Below are 22,562 nucleotides of genomic sequence, written 5' to 3'. Positions count from 1 at the left end.
CGTCCGCGGCATCGGCCCTCAGCGCGCCGGCTGGCCGACCGGGGTGTTGTAGGCCGGCGCCGGCGCGGCCGACGAGGTCTGCGCGGCGCGCTCGGCCAGGTAGATCTCGACCCGGCGGTTCTGCGCGCGCCCGGCCTCGGTGGCGTTGCTGGCGATCGGCTCGCGCGAGCCGCGGCCTTCGGCGCGAATCGAGTGCGCGGGCACGCCGCGCCCCGCCAGGTAGTCGCGCACGCTGTTGGCGCGCGCCAGCGACAGCGGGTTGTTGATGGCGTCGTTGCCGGTCGAGTCGGTGTGGCCGACGATGGTGACCTCCATGCCCGGCTGCTGGCCCAGGCCCTGCGCGAACTGGTCCAGGATGGGGCGCAGGCGCGGCTCGATGGCGGCGCTGTTGGTGGCGAACGAGATGTCGTTGGGAATGTTCAGCTTGAGCTGGTTGTCCGGCGTTTGCGTGACCTGCACGCCGGTGCCGGCCGTGGCCTGCTGCATCTGCGTGCGCTTGTTTTCCATGTAGCGCGACCAGGCGTAGCCGCCCAGGGCGCCCACGCCCGCGCCGATGACGGCGCCGCGGCCGTCACCGATCAGACCGCCGGCCACCGCGCCCACGCCGGCGCCGATGGCCGAGTTGCGCTGGGTTTCGCTCATGTTGGCGCAGCCCGCGAGCAACATCGCCGAGGCGGTGAGCGCCGCCACGGCGGCACGGGAAAACCGGATGGAAGAGGGATGCATGATCAATTCCTTTCAAAAAGGGGCACGACACGTTCGATTAAACCGCGAAAGCAGCGCATCAATCTTGTCCTGGGCCTTGCCCTAAACTGGCCGGGTGAAGCATTCTGACCCGATCAAGTATTGCCAGGCTTGCGGCACGCCCGTGGTCTACCGCGTGCCGGACGACGGCGACACGCGTGAGCGCGCCGTCTGCCCGGCCTGCGGCAAGATCCACTACGTCAACCCGCTGATGGTGGTGGGCACCGTGCCCTACCTGGACGATCGCGTGCTGCTGTGCAAGCGCGCCATCGAGCCGCGCCTGGGCAAGTGGACGCTGCCGGCCGGCTTCATGGAAATGGGCGAGACCATGGCCGAGGGCGCCGCGCGCGAAACCCGCGAAGAAGCCGGCGCCGACTTCGAGATGGGGCCCTTCTTCAGCGCCATCAGCATTCCGCGCGTTGGGCAGGTGCACTTCTTCTACCTGGCGCGGCTGCGCAGCGCGCGCTTCGATCCGGGCAGCGAGTCGCTGGAGGCGCGCCTGTTCAGCGAGGCCGAGATCCCCTGGGACGAGATCGCCTTCCTGACCGTGCGCGACACGCTCAAGGCCTTCCTGGCCGACCGCGCGCGCGGCCGCTTCGGCGTGCACGAGTCGGCCATCGCCTGGTCACCCAAGCCATGAGCGGCACGCCGGCCCTGCCGGTGCTGCAGCCGGGCGCGCCCTTCCCACCCGCCAGCCGGGCTTGGCCCGAGCACTCGCCCGCCCCCGGCCTGGTGGCGGCCGGCGGCGCGCTGGACGTGGCCAGCCTGCTGGCCGCCTACGGCTCGGGCCTGTTTCCGTGGTTCAGCGCGGGCGAGCCCATCCTGTGGTGGAGCCCCGACCCGCGCATGGTGCTGGCCCCCGAGCGCTTTCGGCTGCACCGCTCGCTGCGCCGCACGCTGCAGCGCTTCGTGCAGGACGGGCGTTGCGAGATCCGCATGGACAGCGCCTTCGAGCGCGTCATCGCCGCCTGCGCCCAGGCGCCGCGCCCGGGGCAGTCGGGCACCTGGATCGGCCCGGCCATGCGCCGCGCCTACCAGGCCCTGCACGCGGCCGGCCACGCGCACAGCGTGGAGACCTGGGTCGACGGCCGGCTGGTGGCGGGCCTGTACGGCGTGGGCATCGGGCGCATGGTGTTTGGCGAGTCCATGTTCACCACCGTCACCGACGGCTCCAAGCTGGCGCTGGCCGCGCTGGTGGCGTGGTGCCGCCACCACCGCCTGCCGCTGATCGACTGCCAGCAGCAGACCGCCCACCTGACCTCGCTGGGGGCCGCGCCGCTGCCGCGCGCGGCCTTCCTCGAGCAGGTGCGGGCGCTGGCGGCCGAGCCCGCCCCCACGTGGCAATTCAAGCCCGTATACTGGACCGAATTGACGTTGGGCCCACCGTGACGCACCTGAAGGATCTGCCGCTCCAAACCCTGCAGTTTTATGCCACGGCGCCCTACCCCTGCAGCTACCTGCCGGGCCGCCAGGCGCGCTCGCAGGTGGCCACGCCCAGCCACCTGATCAGCACCGGCACCTACTCCGACCTGGTGCGCCAGGGTTTTCGGCGCAGCGGCATGTTCACCTACCGCCCCTACTGCGACGGCTGCCACGCCTGCGTGCCGGTGCGCGTGCGGGTGGCCGACTTCCGGCCCGACCGCAGCCAGCGCCGCGCCCGCGCGCACCACGGCCAGCTGCAGGCGCGCGTGCTCAGGCTGCGCTACGTGCCCGAGCACTACCAGCTCTACCTGCGCTACCAGACGCGCCGGCACACCGGCGGCGGCATGGACCACGACAGCATCGACCAGTACACCCAGTTCCTGCTGCAAAGCCACGTCGACTCGCGCCTGGTGGAGTTCCGCGAGCCGGGCGCGGCCGGCGCCCCCGGCGCGCTGCGCATGGTGTCCATCGTCGATCTGCTGCGCGACGGCCTGTCGGCGGTCTACACCTTCTACGACCCGGACGCCCGCGCCAGCTTCGGCACCTGGGGCGTGCTGTGGCAGATCGAGCAGGCGCGCCGCCTGGGCCTGCCCTACGTCTACCTCGGCTACTGGATCGAGGGCAGCCCCAAGATGGCCTACAAGGCGCGCTTTCGGCCGCTGGAGCGCCTGCTGGGCGGACGCTGGCGCAGCGACGGCGACACGGTGGCCGGCCCGATCGGCGTATCCTTGCGCCGCGCCGACCCCACCTGACCCCCGCCGCCATGCGCAAGCCCCGCCTCGACACCCACCAGACGCCGACGATCCAGGTGATCGAGCGCATGTTCACGCTCATCGAGGTGCTGGCCGGGCGCGAGGAAGCCATGGCGCTGAAGGACATCAGCGAGCAGGCCGGCCTGCACCCCTCCACCACGCACCGCATCCTCAACGACCTGACGGTGGGCCGCTTCGTCGACCGCCCGGAGGCCGGCACCTACCGCCTGGGCATGCGCCTGCTGGAGCTGGGCAACCTGGTCAAGGCGCGGCTGTCGGTGCGCGACGCGGCCCTGCAGCCCATGCGCGAGCTGCACCGCCTGACCCAGCAGCCGGTGAACCTGAGCGTGCGCCAGGGCGACGAGATCGTCTACGTCGAGCGCGCGCTCAGCGAGCGCTCGGGCATGCAGGTGGTGCGCGCCATCGGCGGGCGCGCGCCGCTGCACCTGACGTCCACCGGCAAGCTGTTTCTGGCCACCGAGGACCTGCAGCGCGTGCGCGCCTACGCCACCCGCACCGGCCTGCCCGGCCACACGCGCAACAGCATCACGCAGCTGCCCCAGCTCGAGCGCGAGCTGGTCAAGACCCGCCACGCCGGCGTGGCCTACGACAACGAGGAGCTGGAGCTGGGCGTGCGCTGCATGGCCGCCGGCATCCACGACGACCAGGGCAACCTCATCGCCGGCCTGTCGATCTCGGCGCCGGCCGACCGGCTGGACGACGACTGGCTGCCCAAGCTGCAGCAGACGGCGCGGCAGATTTCGGCCGCGCTGGGGTACAGCGCGGCCGATCACTGAGGCAGGCACGGGGTCGAGAATCCGCCGGCCAACGGCATGGGCTGGCGACGAAGCGGTCGGGTTGCAGGAATGCACACCCGGCTTGTCAGCAAATGCAGTGCGCGCAGCCCGCTTGGATCGCGTGAAACACGCGCGGCCGCAACCGAACCAGGCATCTCGGGACGTGAAGCGGAACTTCCATTTGCTTGCACATCCTGAACTCTGGTGACAGTTCGGCGGCCTGCTGCCGCGACCATTGGGCATTCACGTTTTTCGAGGAGCTTTTACCTTGACCAAGAATCAACATCTCCCCTTCCAACGCCTTGCCCTCGTGGCCGCCCTGCTCGCCGGCCTGGCCAGCGCCGGCTGCGCCAGCCACCCGACCAACGCCCAGATCGGCACCGGCGTGGGCGCCGTGGCCGGCGGCGCAGTGGGGCATGTGCTGTTCGGCGGGCCGGTGGGCACCATCGGCGGCGCCGCGGCCGGCGCGCTGATCGGCAACGAGGTGGGCAAGAACCAGCGCCGGCGCTGACCCTACTTACCGACCAGCTGATTGAGCTTGTCAGCCGCGAAGTGCTCGGCCTTGGCGGCGTCCTCGGGCACGCAGCCCGGGTCGATGCGGCAGGCCAGCTTTTCAACCGCCTGCCACAGCTGCGCGATCTGGTGCTCGTGCCCGGCGGTGCCGTCGATCAGGCCGCGCAGCGCCTGGCTCACCGGGTCGTCGTTTTCGGTCACGCCGTAGGCTGAGAACCCCATGCGCGCCGCCGCCGCCTCGCGCCGGGCGGCCTCGTCGGCCAGGATGATGCGCGCCGGGTTGCCCACGGCCGTGGCCCCGGCCGGCACCGGCTTGGTGACCACGGCCGACGAGCCGATCTTGGCGCCGTCGCCCACCGTGAAGCCGCCCAGCACCTGGCTGGACGCGCCCACCACCACGCCGCGGCCCAGCGTGGGGTGGCGCTTGCTGCCCTTGGCCAGCGAGGTGCCGCCCAGCGTCACGCCCTGGTAGATGGTGCAGTCGTCGCCGATCTCGGCCGTCTCGCCGATGACCACGCCCATGCCGTGGTCGATGAACACGCGCTCGCCGATGGTGGCGCCGGGGTGGATCTCGATGCCGGTGAAAAACCGTCCCCAGTGCGAGATCCAGCGCGCCAGCCAGTGCCAGCCGCGCAGCCACAGGGCATGCGCCAGCCGGTGCAGCACCAGCGCGTGAAAGCCGGGGTAGGAAAACACGACGTCCCACACGCTGCGCGCGGCCGGGTCGCGCTCGAGGATGGCCTGGGCGTAGGAGCGAAAGCGGTCAAACATGGTGGGCGCAAAGTCTAGTGTTTTTTGGCGCCGGCCGCGTCCTGCATGGCGCGCGCGATGCCACGCAGGATGTGGATTTCCTCGGCGCTGGGCTGCGCGCGGTTGAAGAGCTGCCGCAGGCGCGGCATCAGCTTCTTGGGCGCCGCGGGGTTCAAGAAGCCAACCGCCGCCAGCGCCTGCTGCCAGTGCGCCAGCATGGCGCCCAGCTGCGCGGCGTCGGCCGGCACGTGCGCGGGCACGCCGGCCGGCGGCCGCGCGCCCCAGCCGCCCGCGCGCGCGTCCAGCGCCTGGCGCCAGTCGTAGGCCATCAGCTGCACGGCGGCCGCGATGTTGAGCGAGCCGTAGTCCGGGTTGGTCGGGATGCTGAGCGCCGCGTGGCAGCGGTACACGTCCTCGTTGGCCATGCCGTAGCGCTCGCTGCCGAACAGCAGGGCCACGCCCACCGGCGATTCCTGGGTCAAATAGGCCTCTGGCCCGCATGCATCAAGCCCAGGAAGCTCTTGATTCAATAGCATATCGAAATGGGCTCGCGGGCTGCGCGTGGGCGGACCGAAGTCGCGCGGCGTCATCACCGTGGCGCACAGGTGGGTCATGCCGGCCAGCGCCTCGTCCAGCGTGGCCACGACGCGCGCGCGCTCCAGCACGTCGGTGGCGCCGCTGGCGCGCTCCACGGCCTCGGCGCGCGCCAGCACGTCGGGCCAGCGCGGGCGCACCAGCACCAGGTCGCCAAAGCCCATCACCTTCATGGCGCGCGCCACCGCGCCCACGTTGCCGGCATGGCTGGTCTCGATCAACACGAAGCGGGTGCGCACAGGGTCCATGGCGATCGATTGTCGCCGCGCGGCTAACATGCATGGTTTTGTCCCTTCACTTTCCGACCATGAGCGCCCCAGGCATCGCCAACGTCACCCTCGACCCCCAGGCCAACGTCTACTTCGGCGGCAAATGCGTCTCGCACAGCTTCACGCTGGCCGACGGCACCCGCAAAAGCGCCGGCGTGGTGCTGCCGGCCGAGCTCACCTTCAGCACCGGCGCCGCCGAAACCATGGAATGCGTGGCCGGCGGCTGCGAATACAAGCTGGCCGGCAGCGACACCTGGCTGAAGTCCGGCCCCGGCGAGCGCTTCAGCATCCCCGCCAACGCCTCGTTCGACATCCGCGTGGCCGAGAGCTACCACTACATCTGCCACTACGCTTGACTTTGGCAATCAATTGATTGCTTTAGGCAATCAATTGTCCTATGCTCTCGCCGCATGGACGATGCCATCGATCCCGGCGACGTCAAGCTGCTGCGCGCCTTCAACCGCACCTACACGCGCCGCATCGGCGTGCTGGCGCCGTACCTGGGCAGCCCGCTGTCGCTGACCGAGGTGCGCATCCTGTATGAACTGGCGCACCAGGGCCGGTGCACCGCCGCCGACCTGGCGCGCGACCTGGGGCTGGACGCGGGCTACCTCAGCCGTGTGCTGCGCCGCTTCGGCCAGCACGGCTGGATCGCCCGCGAAACCCACGCTTGCGACGCGCGCCGCAAGCAGCTCGCGCTCAGCCCCGCCGGCTGGGCGGCGTTCGAGCCGCTGCAGCAGCGCTCGCGCGAGCAGATGACGGCGCTGCTGGCCACCCTGGCGCCGGACCAGCGCGGGCGGTTGATGGCCGCGCTGCGCACCGCGCAGGACCTGCTGGAGCCCGCCACCCCTGCCAGCCGCACCGCCGTGCTGCGCGACCCGCGCCCCGGCGACATGGGCTGGGTGGTGCAGCAGCACGGCGCGCTGTACTGCAGCGAGTTCGGCTGGAACAGCGAGTTCGAGGCGCTGGTGGCCGAGATCGCGGCGCAAATCATTCGCACGCACGATGCGGCGTGGGAGCGCGGCTGGATCGCCGAGCTGGATGGCGAGCGCGTCGGCTCCGTGTTCGTGGTGCGCAAGAGCGCCACCGAGGCGCAGCTGCGCCTGCTCATCCTCACGCCCGCCGCGCGCGGCCTGGGCCTGGGCGGCCGGCTGACCGACGAATGCATCGCCTTCGCGCGGGCCAAAGGCTACGCCAAGCTGGTGCTGTGGACCAACGCCAATCTGCTGGCAGCGCGCGCCATCTATGCGCAGCGTGGTTTCAAATTGATAGCAAGCGAGCCGTACCACAGCTTCGGGCACAACCTCGTGGGCGAGCACTGGGAACGGGCGCTGTGAACCTCGCGCTGCTGGCGGCCGCGGCCACCGGCGTGCAGGTGGGCGCGGCCATCGTGGCGTCGCGCTACGTGGTGCTGGACGTGCCGCCCATGACGCTGGCGCTGCTGCGCTACGCCATCGGCGTGCTGTGCCTGCTGCCCGCGCTGGCGCCGGCATGGCGGGCCGCGCGCTCGCGCGGCGTGTCCTGGCCGCCCGCGCGTGATTTGGCGGCCATGGCGGCGCTGGGCATCGGGCAGTTCGGCGTGCTGATCGCGCTGCTCAACCACGGCCTGCTGCACATGAGCGCGGCGCGCGCCGCGTTGCTGTTCAGCCTGTTCCCGCTGCTGACCATGCTGCTGGCGGTGGCGGTGGGGCGCGAGCGCTTTCGGCCCGGCACCGCGCTGGGCGTGGCGCTGTCGATCGCCGGCGTGGGGCTGTCGCTGGCGCCTCGGCTGATGCAGGAGGCCGGCGCCGCCGCACACGCCTGGAGCGCCGAGGCCGCCGTGCTGGGCGCGGCACTGCTGGGGGCGGTGTGCAGCGTGGCCTATCGGCCGTACCTGCAGCGCTACCCGACGCTGCCGGTGTCGGTGCTGGCCATGGGCGCGTCGGTGCTGTTCCTGGCCGTGGCGGCGCTGGCCGAGCACTGGCCCGCCCGCGTGGCCCATCTGCCTGCGGCCGCATGGGGGCCGGTGGGGTTCATCGGCGTGTCGAGCGGTGTGGGCTACCTGCTGTGGCTGTACGCACTCAAGCACGAGAGCCCGACGCGGGTGACCGTGTTCCTGGCGCTCAACCCGGTGACGGCGGCGCTGCTCGGTTGGGCGCTGCTGGGCGAGCGCGTCGACGGCTGGGGCTGGGCCGCGCTGGCCTGCATCGCGGCCGGACTGTGGCTGGCCACGCGCACGCCCGCCGCCATGCCGGCGCCGTTGCCGCGCCCGTGACACGCCGCGCCCCAGGGCGCGTGCTACGCTTTTGCGCATGCCCCGCCCCGCACCCGCCGACCCGAGCCTGATCGACTCGCCCACCGCCGCCTGGCGCCTGCTGACCGTGCTGGGCCTGGTCACCCTGGGCAACAGCGGCATGTACGTGGTGTCGGTGGTGCTGCCGGCGGTGCAGACCGAGTTCGGCGTCAGCCGCGGCGCGGCCTCGCTGCCCTACACGCTGATGATGGTCGGGCTGGGCCTGGGCGGCATCTTCACCGGCCGCCTGGCCGACCGGCACGGCATCACCCGCGTGCTGGGGGTGGGTGCGGTGGCCGTGCTGGCGGGCTACCTGTGGGCCGCCACCGCGGGCAACGTCTGGTCCTTCGGGCTGGCGCATGCCCTGCTGGGTTTTCTGGGCGGCTCGGCCACCTTCGCGCCGCTGATGGCCGACACCACGCTGTGGTGGCACAAGCGGCGCGGCATCGCGGTGGCCATTTGCGCCAGCGGCAACTACATTGCCGGGGCGCTGTGGCCGCCCCTGGCGCAATGGGGCATCGAGCACCACGGCTGGCGCCCCACCTACCTGGCGCTGGGCCTGATCTGCGGCGTCGGCATGGCGCTGCTGTCGCTGCGCATGCGCCAGCGCCCGCCGGCCGTGCAGCCGGCCACGCCCGGCGCCACCGGGCACGCCGTGGCGGCAGGCGAGCGCCCGTTCGGCCTGTCGCCCGCGCACGCCCAATGGCTGCTGTGCGTGGCCGGCGTGGCCTGCTGCGTGGCCATGGCCATGCCCCAGGTGCACATCGTGGCCTATTGCACCGACCTGGGCTACGGCCCGGCGCGCGGCGCCGAAATGCTGTCGCTGATGCTGGCCAGCGGCATCGCCAGCCGCCTGGTGTCGGGCTGGATCTGCGACCACATCGGCGGCGTGCGCACGCTGCTGCTGGGCTCGGTGCTGCAGGGCCTCGCGCTGCTGCTGTTCCTGCCCGCTGGCGGCCTGGCTTCGCTGTACGCGGTGTCGGCGCTGTTCGGCCTCTTCCAGGGCGGCATCGTGCCGGCCTACGCCATCATCGTGCGCGAGCACTTCGCCCCGCGCGAAGTCGGCATGCGCGTGGGCGCCGTCATCATGGCCACCATGCTGGGCATGGCCCTGGGCGGCTGGATGAGCGGCTGGATCTTCGACCTCACGGGCAGCTACCACGCGGCCTTCCTGAACGGCATCGGCTGGAACCTGCTGAACCTGAGCATTGCCGGCTGGCTGTTCTGGCGCACGCACGCGGCGCCCGCGCGCCGGCTCCGTGCCAGCTGAAATTCGCCCGTTTCACACCCGGATGGGTGTGAAACCAGCCCCGGCGCGGCCACCCCACCTTCGCTTCCGGCCCGCGGTGGGTTTCATGGCGCCCTTGTTGGATGGCGGCGATGCATCGACGCAGCCATCGTCCACGGCACCGTGCACGATCGTGCAACACCGGCCCGAGCGGCTGCGGCGTATACCTTCATTTATTTTCTGAAATTCAGAATATTTGTTTTCTATTTGAGAATTTCATACGATCACGCAACTCTGCCCTCAAACTCCGCCATGTCCGCCTCCCAAAGCCCTCCCCAACCCTTGGCCGGCGTGCGCGTCGTCGAGTTCTGCTCCACCGCATCGGGTCCGTTTTCCACCATGCTGCTGTCCGACATGGGTGCCGAGGTGGTCAAGATCGAGCCACCCGCGGGCGATGGCCTGCGCCAGTGGCCACCGCTGAACGAAGGCTACAGCGAAAACTTCGCCTCGCTCAACCGCAACAAGCGCTCGGTGGTGCTCAACCTGAAAGACCCCGTGGACGCCGCGCTGGCGCGCCAGCTCATCCTCGAGTCGGACGTGGTGGTCGAAAACAACCGCCCCGGCGTGATGGACCGATTGGGCCTGGGCTGGGCCGCCATGTCGGCCGAGAAGCCCCAGTTGCTGTACTGCTCGATCTCGGCCTACGGGCAAACCGGCCCGCGCGCGGGCGAAGGCGGGTTCGACCTGACCATCCAGGCCGCCTCCGGCGTGATGAGCGTGACGGGCGAGCCCGACGGTGCGCCGGTCAAGTGCGGCGTGCCGCTGGTGGACTTTGCGTCGGGCCTGTACGCGGCGTTTTCGATTGCCGCCATGCTGGTGCAGGTGCGCGCCGGCGGGCGTGGCGCGCACATCGACATCCCGATGTTCGGCTGCACGCTGGGCATCGCCGCGCTGCAGACCAGCGAATATTTCGGCAAGGGCGAGAGCCCCGTCAAGCTGGGTTCGGCGCATCCGCGCAACGCGCCCTATCAGGCCTACCATGCGCAGGACGGCTACTTCGCCATTGCCGCCGGCAACCACAAGCTGTGGCTCAGCGTGCTGGACGTGGTGGGCCTGCCGGACCTGGCCACGGATCCACGCTTTCTCACGCCCACCGACCGCGCGCAGAACCAGGGCGCGCTCAAGGTCCTGCTGGAGGCCGTCTTCATCCTGCAACCCGTGGCCCACTGGATCGACGCCTTCAACGCGGCCGGCGTGCCGCACGCGCGCATCAACGACTACGCCGCCGCGCTGACCGACCCGCAGACCGCCCACATGGGCTGGGTGCAGCCGCTCACGCTGCCCAACGGCCGGCAGACACGTACCTTCGCCTCGCCGGTGCGCCTGAATGGCCAGGGCTCGCCCATTCGCCGGCCGCCGCCCGAGTTGGGCCAGCACACGGCCGAGATCCGGGCCGAGCAGGCCGCCCGGGAGGTGCAGGCATGACATCCGAAAGCCGCCTGCTCACCTTCGTCGCCGCGATGACGCGGCTGGCCCAGGCCCATCCGGGTGACGAGGACCACCTGATCGACGGTGCCACGCCGCTGATGAAGGATCTGGTCGCGCACGACGACTGGCTGCCCGCCGCCATGGCCGCTTCGCACCCGCAGTACTACCAGCAGCACCTGCTTTACGGCGATCCGCTGGACCGCTTCTCGCTGGTCAGCTTCGTCTGGGGGCCGGGCCAGAAGACGCCGGTGCACGACCACACCGTGTGGGGCATCATCGGCATGCTGCGCGGCCGCGAGTGCGCGCAGCGCTACGTGCGCGGCGCGGATGGCCAACTGGCGCTGGACGGCGCCGAGGCCACGCTGCTGCCGGGCGAGCTGGACATCGTCTCGCCCACGCGCGGCGACATCCACGTGGTGCGCAACGCGCTGGCCGACGAGGTGTCCATCAGCATCCACCTCTACGGCGGCAACATCGGCCGCATCGCGCGGCATGTGTTCGTGCCCGAGACCGGCGCGGTGAAGGATTTCGTCTCGGGCTACTCCAACGCGCTGTCGCCCAACCTGTGGGCCAGGCCTGCTGCATGAGCGACACCGAACTCGAGCTGCTGAGCCGGCGCGACGGTCCGGTGCTGCACCTGCAGTTGAACCGGCCGGACAAAGGCAACGCACTGTCGGCGGCGCTGGTGGATGCCCTGGCCGAGGCGGTGGCAACGGCCGCCCAGGACGATTCCCTTCGCTTGCTGGTGCTCTCCGGCGCCGGCCGGCATTTCTGCACCGGCTTCGATCTGTCCAGACTTGATCAGGAAACCGACGACAGCCTGCTGGCGCGCTTCACCCGCGTCGAGTTGATGCTGCAGGGCGTGCACGGCGCCCCATTCACCACGCTGGCGTTGGCCCACGGCCGCACCATGGGCGCGGGCGCCGACCTGTTCGCCGCCTGCGACGAACGCTGGATCGTGGGCGAGGCCAGCTTCGCCTTTCCGGGCGCCGGCTTCGGGCTGGTGCTGGGCACCGCCCGCCTCGCGCGCCTGGTGGGGCCCCACCGCGCGGCCGACTGGATCGAGTCGGGCCGGCCGATCGACGCCGAACAGGCTTGCGCCAGCGGCCTGGCCACACGCCGCATCGACGCGCAAGCCCTCGATGGCGAATGCGAGCACCTGCGCACGCGCGTCGGCCGGCTCGATCCGGTCACGCAGCGCGCCATCCACGCCGCCATCGCGGGGGGCGATCGGCGTGGATCTGCAGGCGATGCCGAAGATCTCGCCCGCCTGGTGCGCTCGGCCGCCCGTCCAGGCCTGCGCGAGCGCATCGCGGCCTATCGCGCTGCGCAGCACAAGCGTTGATGCCCCATCCTTCCAGCTTCCCAGTACCGTGACGCCAAGCATTGCCAGCCTGCCGGTCAAGACCCTGCTCAACCCGCGTTCGGTGGCCGTGATCGGTGCCTCCGAAGACCAGACGAAATTCGGCGGTCGTCTGTACAAGACTCTGTTGCAGCACCAATACGGCGGCGTGGTCTATCCGATCAACCCCGGGCGCGACAGCCTGTTCGGCATCAAGACCTACCCCAGCGTCAGCGTCACGCCCAAAGCGCCGGACATGGTGGTGATGGCCCTGCCGCGCGACAAGGTCAAAGACGAGATCGCCGCCTGCGCGGCCCGCGGCGCGCGGGCCGGCATCATCATCACCTCCAAGTTCTCCGATGCCGGCCCCGAGGGCCTGGCGCTGGAGCGCGAAGTGGTCGCCGTCGCGGCCGAGCGCGGCATGCGCCTCATCGGGCCGAACTGCCTGGGGCTGATCAGTCCCGCCAACAAGCTGGTGTTGTGCTCATCGCCCGCCGTCAACGTGCCCCGATTGATCGAGGCGCCGATCGGTTTCGTCAGCCAGAGCGGCGCGCTGATGGGAACCCTGTTCGACCGCTCCCACGGCATGGGGATTGGCTTTTCGCACTGCGTCTCCGTTGGCAATCAGGCCGACCTGGAGCTCAACGATTTCGTCGAATTCCTGATCGATGACGAGCGCACGCAGGTCATCTGCAGTTACGTCGAGGGCATCAAGACACCGGGACGCCTGGTCGATCTGGCGCGCCGAGCGCGCGCCGCCGGCAAGCCCTGGCTGATGGTCAAGGCTGGCGCGACCGAAGACGGCCGCCGCGCCGCCTACTCGCACACGGCCAGCCTGGCGGGTGACTTCGCCGCGCTCAAGGCCATCTGCGAACGAGAGAACGTCGTTCTGATGGACGACCCGCTCAACATGCTCAGCCTGGCGCGCGCCATGGTGCGCCACCCCAACCGCCGGGTGCGCAACGTCGCCGTGTTCACCACCTCGGGTGGCGGTGGCGCGATCACGGCGGACCAGCTCGCGCGCACCGGCATCGGCTTGACACGCTTTGCACACACCACCCTGGATGCCCTGGCCCAGCACTACTCCGCAGGTCAGGGCGCCAATCCCATCGACATCGGCGGCCGCAAGCCCGACGCGACCCGCGAGATCGGCACCGTGACGGCCGAACTTGCCTTGGCCGACCCGGGTACCGATCTGGGCCTGATGGTCTTGACCACAGCGCCCGACGTGCCCGGGCTCACCAGGCAAATGGCCGAGGGGGCCGAGCGCCCCGCCGCGGGCGGCAAGCCGACCTTGTACGTGATGCTGCCAGGTCGCGTGGCGGCGCCGGCACGCCAGTGGCTGGTCGAACGAGGCTTGCCCTACGTCGACACCCTGGCCGAGGCGATGGCCGTGCTGCACGGATGGAAAGCCTGGTCCGAATACCAGGAGCCGGCCCTTGCAATCCGTCCGGCAAACATGGCACCGACGGCGCCGCATGCATGCGGCACGCTGGGCGAAGCCGCCGCCAAGGCCTTGCTGGGCGAAGCCGGCATTCCGGTCAATCAAGAACGCCTCGTGCACACGGCCGACGAAGCCGTCGATGCCGCCAGCGAGCTGGGCTTTCCGGTGGTGCTCAAGATCGTCTCGCCCGACATCGCGCACAAATCCGATGTGGGCGGCGTCGCGCTGGGGATCACCGGCACCGACGCCCTGCGCCAGCAACTGGCCTTGATGCAGGCCAGCGTGACGCAGGCGGCACCTGGCGCGCGGATCGCCGGCTACTCGCTGCAAAGGCAGGAAGATGGCGAGCTGGAGCTCATCGTTGGCGCACGCCGTGACCCGCAGTTTGGTCCCCAGGTGCTGGTCGGCGCCGGTGGCGTGCTGGTTGAGTTGCTCAAGGACATCGCCGTGCTGCCCGCGCCCATCGATGCCGCCAGTGCCCGCCGCGCGCTTGAAGGTCTCAAGATCGCGCCTGTGCTGCGTGCCTACCGCGGTCGAGGGGCACTGGACGCGGACGCCGTGGTCGATGCCATCGTCCGCCTGGGGTGGCTGGCCCATGATCTGAGCCGTGCGACCGAGCCCGACTTCGAGATCGAGGTCAACCCGCTCAAGGTCCGCCTGCAGGGCCAAGGGGTTGTGGCGGTCGATGCCCGGGCCCGCATCGGCACCGTCTGAGCAAGAGGCCCTATTTTTCATCACGTTTGCAGGAGCCAAGCATGTCCCAGATCACCATCGAGCAGCACGGCAAGGTCACGCTGTTCACCATCCATCGGCCCGATCGCAAAAACGCCATCTGCAAGGACACGGCGCTGGAGCTGCAAGCCGGCTTCGCCGAATTCGACGCCTCCGATCAGCGCGTCGCCGTCATCACCGGATCGGGCAACGATGCGTTCTCGTCCGGCGCCGACGTCAGCAACCTGCCCGAGCTGTGGCGCTGCATCCCAGGCTCGGGTTTCACGACCGACAAACCCATCATCGCCGCCACCGCTGGATGGGTGGTGGGCGGCGCCATGGTGCTGACCATGATGTGCGATCTGATCGTCGCGGCCGAGAACACGCGCTTTTCCTACCCCGAAGCACGCCTGGGCTTCACCGGCGGCATGATCGCGGGCCTGGCCGCACGCATTCCGCACAAGGCCGCGATGGACCTGATGCTGCTGGGCCGCCCCATGGATGCACGGCGTGCCCACGGCATCGGCCTGGTGAGCGATGTCGTGGCCACCGGCAAACAGGTCGAAGTGGCCATGCAGCAGGCCCAGACGCTGGCCGCTTCGGCCCCCCTGGTGCTGGCCACGCTCAAGCGGTTCGTCAATCAGCACGTGCTGCCCAAGAGCCCGTCCGAAGCCATGTCCGAGACGATGCGCCAGCTCAACGTGGTGCGCGAGAGCGCCGACACCCAGGAGGGCATGGCTGCGTTCCGGGAAAAGCGCGCTCCAACGTATACGGGTCGCTGACCTTCGGACTGCGTGATCAGCACGCCACCGAGGTCGGGCGACCGCGCCGATGACGCTTTCCAGCTCAGGCGGAAGCTGCAGGCAGCACCGAGGCCTGATCGGCGGCCTGCATCACGAGTTCGCCCAGAACCTTGATGCCTCGCGCACGGATGCGCGCGGCCGGTCCCGAGATGCCGATGGCGGCCACCACGCGGCGGCTGCCGTCGAAGACCGGCGCGGCAATACCCCAGACGCTGGCGCGCCACTCGCCGCGATTGACCGCGTAGCCCTGCTGCCGCACCCGCTCCAGTTCAAGCGCCAGCACCGAGGTGTCTGGCAGCGTCGATGGCGTGAACACCTGCAGGGGCCGCACGGTCATCAGGCTGGTCGAGGGCTGTTCACGCCAGGCCAGCAGGGCCTTGCCCGTGGCCACGCAATAGGCCGGCGCGCGTCCACCGATGACGCTGTAGGCGCGGATGGGCTCCGGGCTGTCGAGCTTGTCGACATAAATCACCTCCTCGCCACTGAGCACCGACAAATGCACCGTTTCATTGGTCTGGGCGAGCAGCATGCGCATGGCCGGTGCGGCTGTCTCCCGGAAATCAAGCTTGTGCAGGGCGTGCGCACCGAGCTCCCACACCTTCAAGGTGGCGCGGTATCCCCCACGTCCACCTTCATTCACGACGTAGCCCGTCTCCACCAGCGCCTGCAGCAGGCGGTGCACGTTGCTGGCGCCCATCTCCAGCTCCTGCGCGAGTTCGCTCACCCCAAGCGCCTGGGTGCGCGCCGCCAGAACCTCCAGGAGACGCAAGCCCTTGATCAACGTGTTGTTCATCTCGTGTGTTCTTAAAATTTCCAATCGTGGAATGATAGTCTCATTCGGCAGAAAAATATAGGATGCGGTGTCCGTTCGTTCAACTCGGTCGTCAAAGATGTTGCACAGCCACTTCAACCCAAGGCCATCCCGGCAGCCGGTCAACGATGGAGCGCCGTTCATGAGTGCGCCGGGCCGCTCCCAAGCGCGCACCCGGCAGCGCGCAGCGCGGAGGGTGATCCCGTGAGCGGCGTGCACCCGGACCAACTGGCCACGCCAGCGGCCACGCTCACGGCGTCGCATTGGGGCATCTACGAGGCCACCGGCACGGGCGACACCCTTGGCCTGCGCCCATTCGCGCGCGACCCTTCACCCTCCCCCATCGGCCTGTCCATGCTCGATGCGGCACGCGGACCACTGCGGGTGCGCCGGCCGGCCATCCGTCGCAGCTGGCTGCAGGCACGGCGCGGTGACCTGCCGCAGGCGGCACGCCACCTGCGCGGACAGGATCCTTTTGTCGAGGTGGAGTGGGACCAGGCCCTCGACCTGGTGGCTGGCGAACTGGCACGCGTGCGCGAGCAGCACGGCAATGGCGCCATTTTCGGCGGCTCCTATGGCTGGTCCAGCGCAGGCCGTTTCCACCACGCGCAAAGCCAGGTGCACCGCTTTCTCAACAGCATCGGCGGCTACGTGCGCCATGCCGACACGTACAGCCTGGGCGCCGCGCGGGTGCTGATGCCGCACATCGTCGCGCCGATGGATCAACTGTTCACCTCGCACACCAGCTGGCGGGTGATGGCCCGGCACACCCAACTGTTCGTCAGCCTCGGGGGCGTGCCGGCCAAGAACGCCCAGATCAGCTCCGGCGGCGCGACCGAACACGCCGTGCCCACCGGCCTGCGGCGCATGGCCGTGGCGGGGGTGCGCTTCATCAACATCAGTCCGGTGCGCGACGACATCGACACCGGCGGCCCGGTGGACTGGATCCCGATCCGGCCCGGCACCGACACCGCCCTGCTGCTGGCCGTGGCGCATACGCTGCTGGCCGAAGGCCTGCACGACCGTGCCTTTCTGGCCAGCCACTGCGTCGGCTTCGAGCGCGTTGCGGCCTACCTGCGCGGCGAGTCCGACGGCCAAGCCAAGACAGCCGACTGGGCCGCCGCCATCACGGGCATACCAGCCACCCGCATCGTGCAGCTGGCGCGCGAGATGGCCGCCGCGCGCACCATGATCAACATCGCTTGGTCGTTGCAGCGCGCGCACCACGGCGAGCAGCCCTACTGGGCGCTGATCACCGTGGCGTCGACGCTCGGCCAGATCGGGTTGCCGGGCGGCGGCTTCGGGGTCGGCTACGGCACCTCCAACATGATCGGCAACGACAACGCCAGGTTCTCGGGCCCCACCCTGCCGCAGGGCCGCAATCCGGTCGAGGCCTTCATTCCGGTGGCGCGCATCACCGACATGCTGGAGCAGCCGGGCGCGGCGTTCGACTACAACGGCCAGCGCCACCACTATCCCGACATCCGCCTCGTCTACTGGGCAGGTGGCAACCCCTTTCACCATCACCAGGACCTCAACCGCCTGCACGCGGCCTGGCAGTCCAAACCCGAAACCGTGGTGGTCCACGAACAATACTGGACCCCGACGGCCAAGCTGGCCGACATCGTGCTGCCCGCCACCACCGCGCTGGAGCGCGAGGACATCGGCTACGCCACGCGAGAGCGCTACATGGTGGCGATGAAAAAACTGATCGACCCGGTCGGCGAGGCCCGCGACGACTATCGAATCTTCAGCGAGCTTGCCGAGCGGCTGGGAGCCAGCGACGTCTTTACCGAAGGCCATGACGCGCAGGCGTGGCTGCGCCTGCTTTACGAGCAATCGCGCCCGCGTGCCGCCGAGGCTGGCGTCGAGCTGCCGCCCTTCGATGCATTCTGGGCCAAGGGCCTGATCGATCTGGCCCAGCCCGAAGCCGAGCTCGTCCTGTTCGAACGCTTTCGCGCCGACCCCGACCGCCACCCTCTGGCCACGCCCAGCGGGCGCATCGAGCTGTTCAGCGAGCGCATCGCGGGGTTCGGCTACGACGACTGCCCCGGCCACGCTTGCTGGATGGAACCGATCGAGTGGCTGGGCAGTCCCAAGACCCAGCGCCATCCCTTGCACCTGATCAGCGACCAGCCCCACACCAAGCTGCACAGCCAACTGGACCACGCGGCGTACAGCCAGGCCAACAAGATCAACGGGCGCGAGCCGCTGACGCTTTCGCGCACGGATGCCCAAGCGCGCGGGCTGAAGGCCGGAGACACCGTCCGCGTGTTCAACGACCGTGGCGCCTGCCTGGCCGGCCTGCGCATATCGGATGCCCTGTGTCCCGGCGTGGCACGGCTGTCCACCGGCGCATGGTTCGACCCCACGAACTGGCTGGCCACGGGAGCCAGCAACGTCGAAAAGCACGGCAACCCCAACACGCTCACGCCCGACATCGGGGCATCCCGTCTTTCGCAAGGCTGCATCGCCCAGACTTGCCTGGTGCAGGTTGAAGCATGCCCCGACCCCGCTGGACCGACGCCGTATCAACTCCCCGTTCTGGAGCAACGCGCATCCGGCAGCCCCTGAGCGCAGTCACGAGCGCGCCGGAAACTTGACCGGGCGCATGGACGGGCGCCTCGGAAGCGCCAAAGCTCTGGACCTCGCATCCTTTTGTGCCAACACCGCCCCCTTTTCATTCGACCCCAAGGAGACTCCCATGAAACAACCCGACCGCCTCAGGCTGGCATTGCCGCTCTTGTTTGCCGCCCCCCAACTTCTGTGGAGCGGACGCGCCCAGGCACAAGGAAACTGGCCGTCGTCGCCCATTCGCATGGTCGTTCCGTTTCCACCTGGCGGCTCGTCGGACATTCTGGGCCGCTTGATGGCGGACAAGATCGGCGCGCTTTTGAAGGCCAACATCTTCGTCGAAAACAAGCCCGGCGGCACCACCCAGATCGGCACGGAACTGGTCGCGAACGCCAACCCCGATGGCAATACGCTGCTGCTGGCGGCTGCAACCAGCTTCACCGCCTTGCCCAACCTGCGCAAGCTGACGTACAGCATCGACAGTTTCGAGATCGCGGGGGGCGTGGCCGACTACATCGGCGTCATGGCCGTGCGCAAGACCCTGCCGATCAAGACCGTCAAGGAGTTCGTCGACTACGCCAAGCAAAACCCGGGCAAGCTGTCGTTTGGCTCGGCAGGCGAGGCATCGGCCGGGCACATCTACGGCCTGACCCTCGCCCGCGACACGGGCATTCAGGTGCTGCACGTACCGTTCCGTGGCTCCGCCGCCGCCGTCAACGCGCTGGTGGCGGGCGAGATCGACTTCATCATCGACGGCGCCGTCACCCCCATGGTCAAGGCCGACCGGGTGCAACCCCTGGCGGTGATGTACCACAAGCGCCACCCCGAACTTCCCGAAGTCCCGACCTTGCGCGAAGCCGGGTTTGAAATCACCTCGACCCGTGGCTCGGGATGGGGGGTTCTCGCACCCAAGGGGACTCCAGCCGCCATCATGGCCAAGCTGACCACCGCCGTGCACCAGATCATGGAAATGGAGGACGTCAAGAAAACCCTGGCGCGCGCCAACTCGGTGGCCGCATGGCAAACCCCGGACGCATTCCGCAGCAACCTCGAGGCAGACCGCAAGCTCTATGCCGAACTGCTGCCGGCCATCGGCATTCGCGGCAATTGAGGAACGCGCGATGACCGAGAACATGAAGTCAGCCTCGGGCGTCAGGCCCTTGCAAACCGTTCGCGAAATCCTGCACCCCAAGTCGGTGGCCATCGTCGGAGCCTCGGGCGACGAGCAGAAGTGGGGGGGGCGCCTGCTGCGCTACATGCTGCGCCACCGGCACGACGGACCGCTCTATCCCATCAACGCACGCGCCACGGAACTGATGGGCCTGCCTGCGTACGCGTCGCTGCGCGACTGCCCGGGCCCGGTCGATCTGGCCATTCTTCTGGTGCCGCGCGATCACGTGCGCGCGGCCATCGAGGACTGCGTGGCCAAGGGCGTGGGCTGCGCCCTGTGCATCACGGCAGGCTTCGCCGAGACGGGCGAGAAGGGCCGAGCGGACGAGGCGGAGCTGGTGGCCCTTGCCCGCGCGGGCGGCGTGCGGCTGATCGGCCCCAACTGCATGGGCCTGATGAACGCCCACCACAACCTGTGCGCAACCACCGGCGTGGTGATGGGCACCGTGGACAAACTGCCCGCGGGCGGCATCGGCATGGCCAGTCAAAGCGGCGCGCTGATGGGCGCCATGATCTCGCGCGGCGTCGACATCGGCGCCGGTTTCTCGTCCATGGTGTCGGTGGGCAACCAGGCCGACCTGGGCCTCAACGATTTCTTCGAATACCTGATCGACGACCCCAAGACCGAGGTCATCAGCCTGTACATGGAAGGCGTCGTGGACGCTCCGCGTTTCACGACCTTGCTGGCACGGGCCGCGGCCGTTGGCAAGCCCGTTTGCATCGCCAAGTCGGGGCGCAGCGAGGCCGGTGCCAAGGCCGCGGCCTCGCACACCGCCAGCCTGGCGGGAGCCTGGCCGGCCTTCGAAGCCACCTGCCGCCGCTGGGGCGTGTACCTGTTCGAGACCATCTACGACCTGCTGCAGGGCGCCGTCCTGCTGCAGCGCGGCAAGCGCGTGACCGGCCATGGCGTGGCGATTTTTTCAGGCTCCGGCGGTGGCGGAGCACTGCTGACCGACGGGTTGGAGGCGCATGGCCTGCGTCCGGCGGAACTGTCGGCACAGACACAGGAGGCAGTCGCCACCGTGCTGCCTGCATCGCACCGCCAGTTGCCATTCGACTTCGGCATGCTCAACCATACGGCAACGCCCGACCCCGAGGTCGCCGGCGGCTCGATCGGCATCGCCCTGGACCGCGCGATGCACGATCCGGCGGTCGGCTCGGGCATTCTGCTGCTGACCACGCAGCCGGGGCAGGAGATGGTCGTGCAAGCCGCGATCTCAGCGGCCAACCGCTCCAGCAAGCCCCTGCTGTTCGTGCAGGGTGCCGGCAACCACGGCGAAATCGCGCGCCAGATGCTGCGCGACGCTGGCCACGGCTATTTCGACAGCCTGCACGACGCGCTTTCGGTCCTGCAGGTGCTGACGCACCGCCGCGAACCCGAGCCCGCCACCGTCGCCGATCCTGGCGTCGCGATACCGGCCGACCTGCCCGGTGGCTTTCTGACCGAACCCGACGCAAGGCGTCTGCTGGAAGCGGCTGGGATCCCCACCACGCGCTGGCAGTTTGCCGGCGACGCCGAAGCAGCCGTGCAGGCCGCGCGAGCCTTGGGCGATGCGGTGGTCATCAAGGCGGTGAGCCCGCGCATCATCCACAAGAGCGACATGGGCGGCGTCAAGCTGGGCGTGCGCGGTGACGATGCCGTGCGCCAGGCTTGCGCCGACATCGCCGCGGCCGCGCAGGCGGCCGGCGCCGGGGCCTTGGACGGCTACCTGATCACCGAGATGTGGCGTGCCGACACCGAGCTGATCCTGGGCGTGCAGCGCGACCCGGACTTCGGTCCGCTGGTCATGGTCGGCGCCGGTGGCGTTCTGGTGGAGCTGATGAAGGACGTCCAACTGGCACCCGCTCCGCTTTCACACGCTGCCGCGCTGACCATGCTGAGAGATCTGCGCTGCCTGCCGCTGCTGACGGGCTATCGCGGCCGTCCATCGGCCGATCTGGATGCCATTGCCGACGTGATGGTTCGCCTGGGCGCCCTGGCGACCAGCACCGACCGCGTGCGCGAGCTCGACATCAACCCCCTGTTCATCGCCGGCAGCCGCATCGCTGCCGCCGATGCGCGTGCCACACTGGCCTGACGCACGGCCACCGCCCTTTCAACTTCAGGAGTCTTCATGACCGCAGTCACCTACGAATCCAAGGACGGCATCGCCCGCATCACCATCAACCGGCCGGAGATGCGCAACGCGCTCAACAACGACGCCGTCCAGGGGTTGCAGGCCGCCTGGCAACGCTTTGCGCGCGATGACGGTGACCGCGTGGCCGTGGTGCACGGCGCCGGCGAGCAGGGCTTCACCTCGGGGGCCGACCTGAAGGACATGCCGCGCGACGTATGGCTGGCCATGCCCAACCTGTCGGTGCCCTGCGACAAGCCCATCATCGCCGCCGTCAACGGCTTTGCCGTGGGCGCGGGCTCGACGCTGGTGATGCTGGCCGACATGGCGGTGGCCGAGGAAGGCACCCAGTTCATCTATCCCGAAGCCAAGATCGGCGCCTTTGCCGGCATCATGGCCGGCTTTCCGCCGCGCCTGCAGTACAAGGCCGGGTTGGAATGGCTGATGACGGGCGACGCAATGAGCGCCCAGCGCGCTTACGAAATCGGGCTCGTCAACCGTGTGGCACCCAAGGGCCAGGCCCTCGCCGTCGCCATGGCACTGGCGGCCAAGATTGCCGCCAATGCGCCGCTGGTGGTGCAGGCGATGAAGTCGATCGCCCGGCGCACCCTGCCCGCCTCGCCCACCGAGCTGTACTACCCGCAGCACCGCCTGATCCAGGGCATCGCCACCAGCGAGGACATCAAGGAAGGCGTGGCGTCGTTCAAGGAAAAGCGCGCACCCCGCTTCACCGGTCGCTGACCCATTTTTGAACTCAATTTTCA

Annotated in this window: 22 protein-coding genes; 18 read left to right on the top strand and 4 right to left on the bottom strand. The window is 69.5% G+C overall.

The window, feature by feature from the left end:
• Positions 1 to 18: 18 nt before the first annotated feature.
• The gene (locus H6927_10725; GenBank protein ID MCP5218571.1) at positions 19 to 726 is read right to left on the bottom strand and encodes an OmpA family protein; all 708 of its coding nucleotides are present in this window, start codon (positions 724 to 726) and stop codon (positions 19 to 21) included.
• Positions 727 to 820: 94 nt separating this feature from the next.
• On the opposite strand from H6927_10725, the gene H6927_10720 reads away from it, so the two are divergent.
• The 5 genes from H6927_10720 to H6927_10700 all read left to right on the top strand — a co-directional run bounded on the left by H6927_10720 (position 821) and on the right by H6927_10700 (position 4,226).
• Entirely contained in the window at positions 821 to 1,384 is a 564-nt protein-coding gene (locus H6927_10720) for an NUDIX hydrolase (GenBank protein MCP5218570.1), read from the top strand.
• Positions 1,381 to 2,133, top strand: coding sequence for a leucyl/phenylalanyl-tRNA--protein transferase (locus tag H6927_10715; GenBank protein MCP5218569.1), 753 nt, complete (start codon positions 1,381 to 1,383; stop codon positions 2,131 to 2,133). The genes H6927_10720 and H6927_10715 overlap by 4 nt, the downstream gene beginning before the upstream one ends.
• Positions 2,130 to 2,918 (top strand): arginyltransferase, encoded by a 789-nt coding sequence (locus tag H6927_10710; GenBank protein MCP5218568.1) that lies wholly within the window; start codon positions 2,130 to 2,132, stop codon positions 2,916 to 2,918. Before H6927_10715 ends, H6927_10710 begins: the two co-directional genes overlap by 4 nt.
• An 11-nt stretch (positions 2,919 to 2,929) precedes the next feature.
• Positions 2,930 to 3,715 carry an IclR family transcriptional regulator gene (locus H6927_10705; protein MCP5218567.1) on the top strand — a complete coding sequence of 262 codons (786 nt, stop codon included), beginning with the start codon at positions 2,930 to 2,932 and terminating at the stop codon, positions 3,713 to 3,715.
• Between the two features lie 310 nt (positions 3,716 to 4,025).
• A complete protein-coding gene (locus H6927_10700; protein ID MCP5218566.1) occupies positions 4,026 to 4,226 on the top strand; it encodes a glycine zipper 2TM domain-containing protein in 201 nt (66 codons plus the stop codon).
• Positions 4,227 to 4,228: 2 nt separating this feature from the next.
• Here the strand turns inward: H6927_10700 and cysE are convergent, their stop codons facing one another.
• Both cysE and H6927_10690 read right to left on the bottom strand, forming a co-directional pair.
• A complete protein-coding gene (gene cysE / locus H6927_10695; GenBank protein MCP5218565.1) occupies positions 4,229 to 4,999 on the bottom strand; it encodes a serine O-acetyltransferase in 771 nt (256 codons plus the stop codon).
• Positions 5,000 to 5,013: 14 nt separating this feature from the next.
• Positions 5,014 to 5,811 (bottom strand): RNA methyltransferase, encoded by a 798-nt coding sequence (locus H6927_10690; GenBank protein MCP5218564.1) that lies wholly within the window; start codon positions 5,809 to 5,811, stop codon positions 5,014 to 5,016.
• A gap of 68 nt (positions 5,812 to 5,879) precedes the next feature.
• Between H6927_10690 and H6927_10685 the strand changes: the two genes are divergently transcribed.
• From H6927_10685 to H6927_10645, 9 genes are all read left to right on the top strand, one after another.
• On the top strand, positions 5,880 to 6,197 hold the full coding sequence (locus H6927_10685; protein MCP5218563.1) for a pyrimidine/purine nucleoside phosphorylase: 318 nt from the start codon (positions 5,880 to 5,882) through the stop codon (positions 6,195 to 6,197).
• A gap of 54 nt (positions 6,198 to 6,251) precedes the next feature.
• Positions 6,252 to 7,178: a bifunctional helix-turn-helix transcriptional regulator/GNAT family N-acetyltransferase gene (locus H6927_10680; GenBank protein ID MCP5218562.1), complete on the top strand. Its 927-nt coding sequence runs from the start codon at positions 6,252 to 6,254 to the stop codon at positions 7,176 to 7,178.
• An 11-nt stretch (positions 7,179 to 7,189) separates the two neighbouring features.
• Entirely contained in the window at positions 7,190 to 8,095 is a 906-nt protein-coding gene (locus H6927_10675; GenBank protein MCP5218561.1) for a DMT family transporter, read from the top strand.
• A 37-nt stretch (positions 8,096 to 8,132) separates the two neighbouring features.
• Positions 8,133 to 9,383: an MFS transporter gene (locus H6927_10670; GenBank protein MCP5218560.1), complete on the top strand. Its 1,251-nt coding sequence runs from the start codon at positions 8,133 to 8,135 to the stop codon at positions 9,381 to 9,383.
• Between the two features lie 270 nt (positions 9,384 to 9,653).
• A complete protein-coding gene (locus H6927_10665; protein MCP5218559.1) occupies positions 9,654 to 10,826 on the top strand; it encodes a CoA transferase in 1,173 nt (390 codons plus the stop codon).
• Positions 10,823 to 11,416 (top strand): cysteine dioxygenase, encoded by a 594-nt coding sequence (locus tag H6927_10660; GenBank protein MCP5218558.1) that lies wholly within the window; start codon positions 10,823 to 10,825, stop codon positions 11,414 to 11,416. The genes H6927_10665 and H6927_10660 overlap by 4 nt, the downstream gene beginning before the upstream one ends.
• The gene (locus H6927_10655) at positions 11,413 to 12,174 is read left to right on the top strand and encodes an enoyl-CoA hydratase/isomerase family protein (protein MCP5218557.1); all 762 of its coding nucleotides are present in this window, start codon (positions 11,413 to 11,415) and stop codon (positions 12,172 to 12,174) included. Before H6927_10660 ends, H6927_10655 begins: the two co-directional genes overlap by 4 nt.
• Complete coding sequence (locus H6927_10650; protein ID MCP5218556.1) at positions 12,080 to 14,329, top strand: acetate--CoA ligase family protein; 2,250 nt, start codon at positions 12,080 to 12,082, stop codon at positions 14,327 to 14,329. Before H6927_10655 ends, H6927_10650 begins: the two co-directional genes overlap by 95 nt.
• Positions 14,330 to 14,370: 41 nt before the next feature.
• Entirely contained in the window at positions 14,371 to 15,108 is a 738-nt protein-coding gene (locus tag H6927_10645) for an enoyl-CoA hydratase/isomerase family protein (protein MCP5218555.1), read from the top strand.
• 64 nt (positions 15,109 to 15,172) lie between these two features.
• Here H6927_10645 and H6927_10640 read toward each other — a convergent pair whose 3' ends face one another.
• Positions 15,173 to 15,922: an IclR family transcriptional regulator gene (locus H6927_10640; protein MCP5218554.1), complete on the bottom strand. Its 750-nt coding sequence runs from the start codon at positions 15,920 to 15,922 to the stop codon at positions 15,173 to 15,175.
• A 246-nt stretch (positions 15,923 to 16,168) separates the two neighbouring features.
• Between H6927_10640 and H6927_10635 the strand changes: the two genes are divergently transcribed.
• The 4 genes from H6927_10635 (at position 16,169) to H6927_10620 (ending at position 22,539) form a co-directional block, all read left to right on the top strand.
• Positions 16,169 to 18,514 (top strand): molybdopterin-dependent oxidoreductase, encoded by a 2,346-nt coding sequence (locus H6927_10635; GenBank protein MCP5218553.1) that lies wholly within the window; start codon positions 16,169 to 16,171, stop codon positions 18,512 to 18,514.
• Between the two features lie 130 nt (positions 18,515 to 18,644).
• Positions 18,645 to 19,625: a tripartite tricarboxylate transporter substrate binding protein gene (locus tag H6927_10630; GenBank protein ID MCP5218552.1), complete on the top strand. Its 981-nt coding sequence runs from the start codon at positions 18,645 to 18,647 to the stop codon at positions 19,623 to 19,625.
• 10 nt (positions 19,626 to 19,635) lie between these two features.
• The gene (locus H6927_10625) at positions 19,636 to 21,762 is read left to right on the top strand and encodes an acetate--CoA ligase family protein (protein MCP5218551.1); all 2,127 of its coding nucleotides are present in this window, start codon (positions 19,636 to 19,638) and stop codon (positions 21,760 to 21,762) included.
• Between the two features lie 36 nt (positions 21,763 to 21,798).
• Positions 21,799 to 22,539, top strand: coding sequence for an enoyl-CoA hydratase/isomerase family protein (locus H6927_10620; protein MCP5218550.1), 741 nt, complete (start codon positions 21,799 to 21,801; stop codon positions 22,537 to 22,539).
• The last annotated feature ends 23 nt before the right edge of the window (positions 22,540 to 22,562 follow it).

The sequence above is a fragment of the Burkholderiaceae bacterium genome (assembly GCA_024235995.1).
Taxonomy (GTDB): Bacteria; Pseudomonadota; Gammaproteobacteria; order Burkholderiales; family Burkholderiaceae_C; genus Ottowia.
Note: the sequence above shows the minus strand (reverse complement) of the source record. Positions and strands in the feature narration are given on the sequence as shown.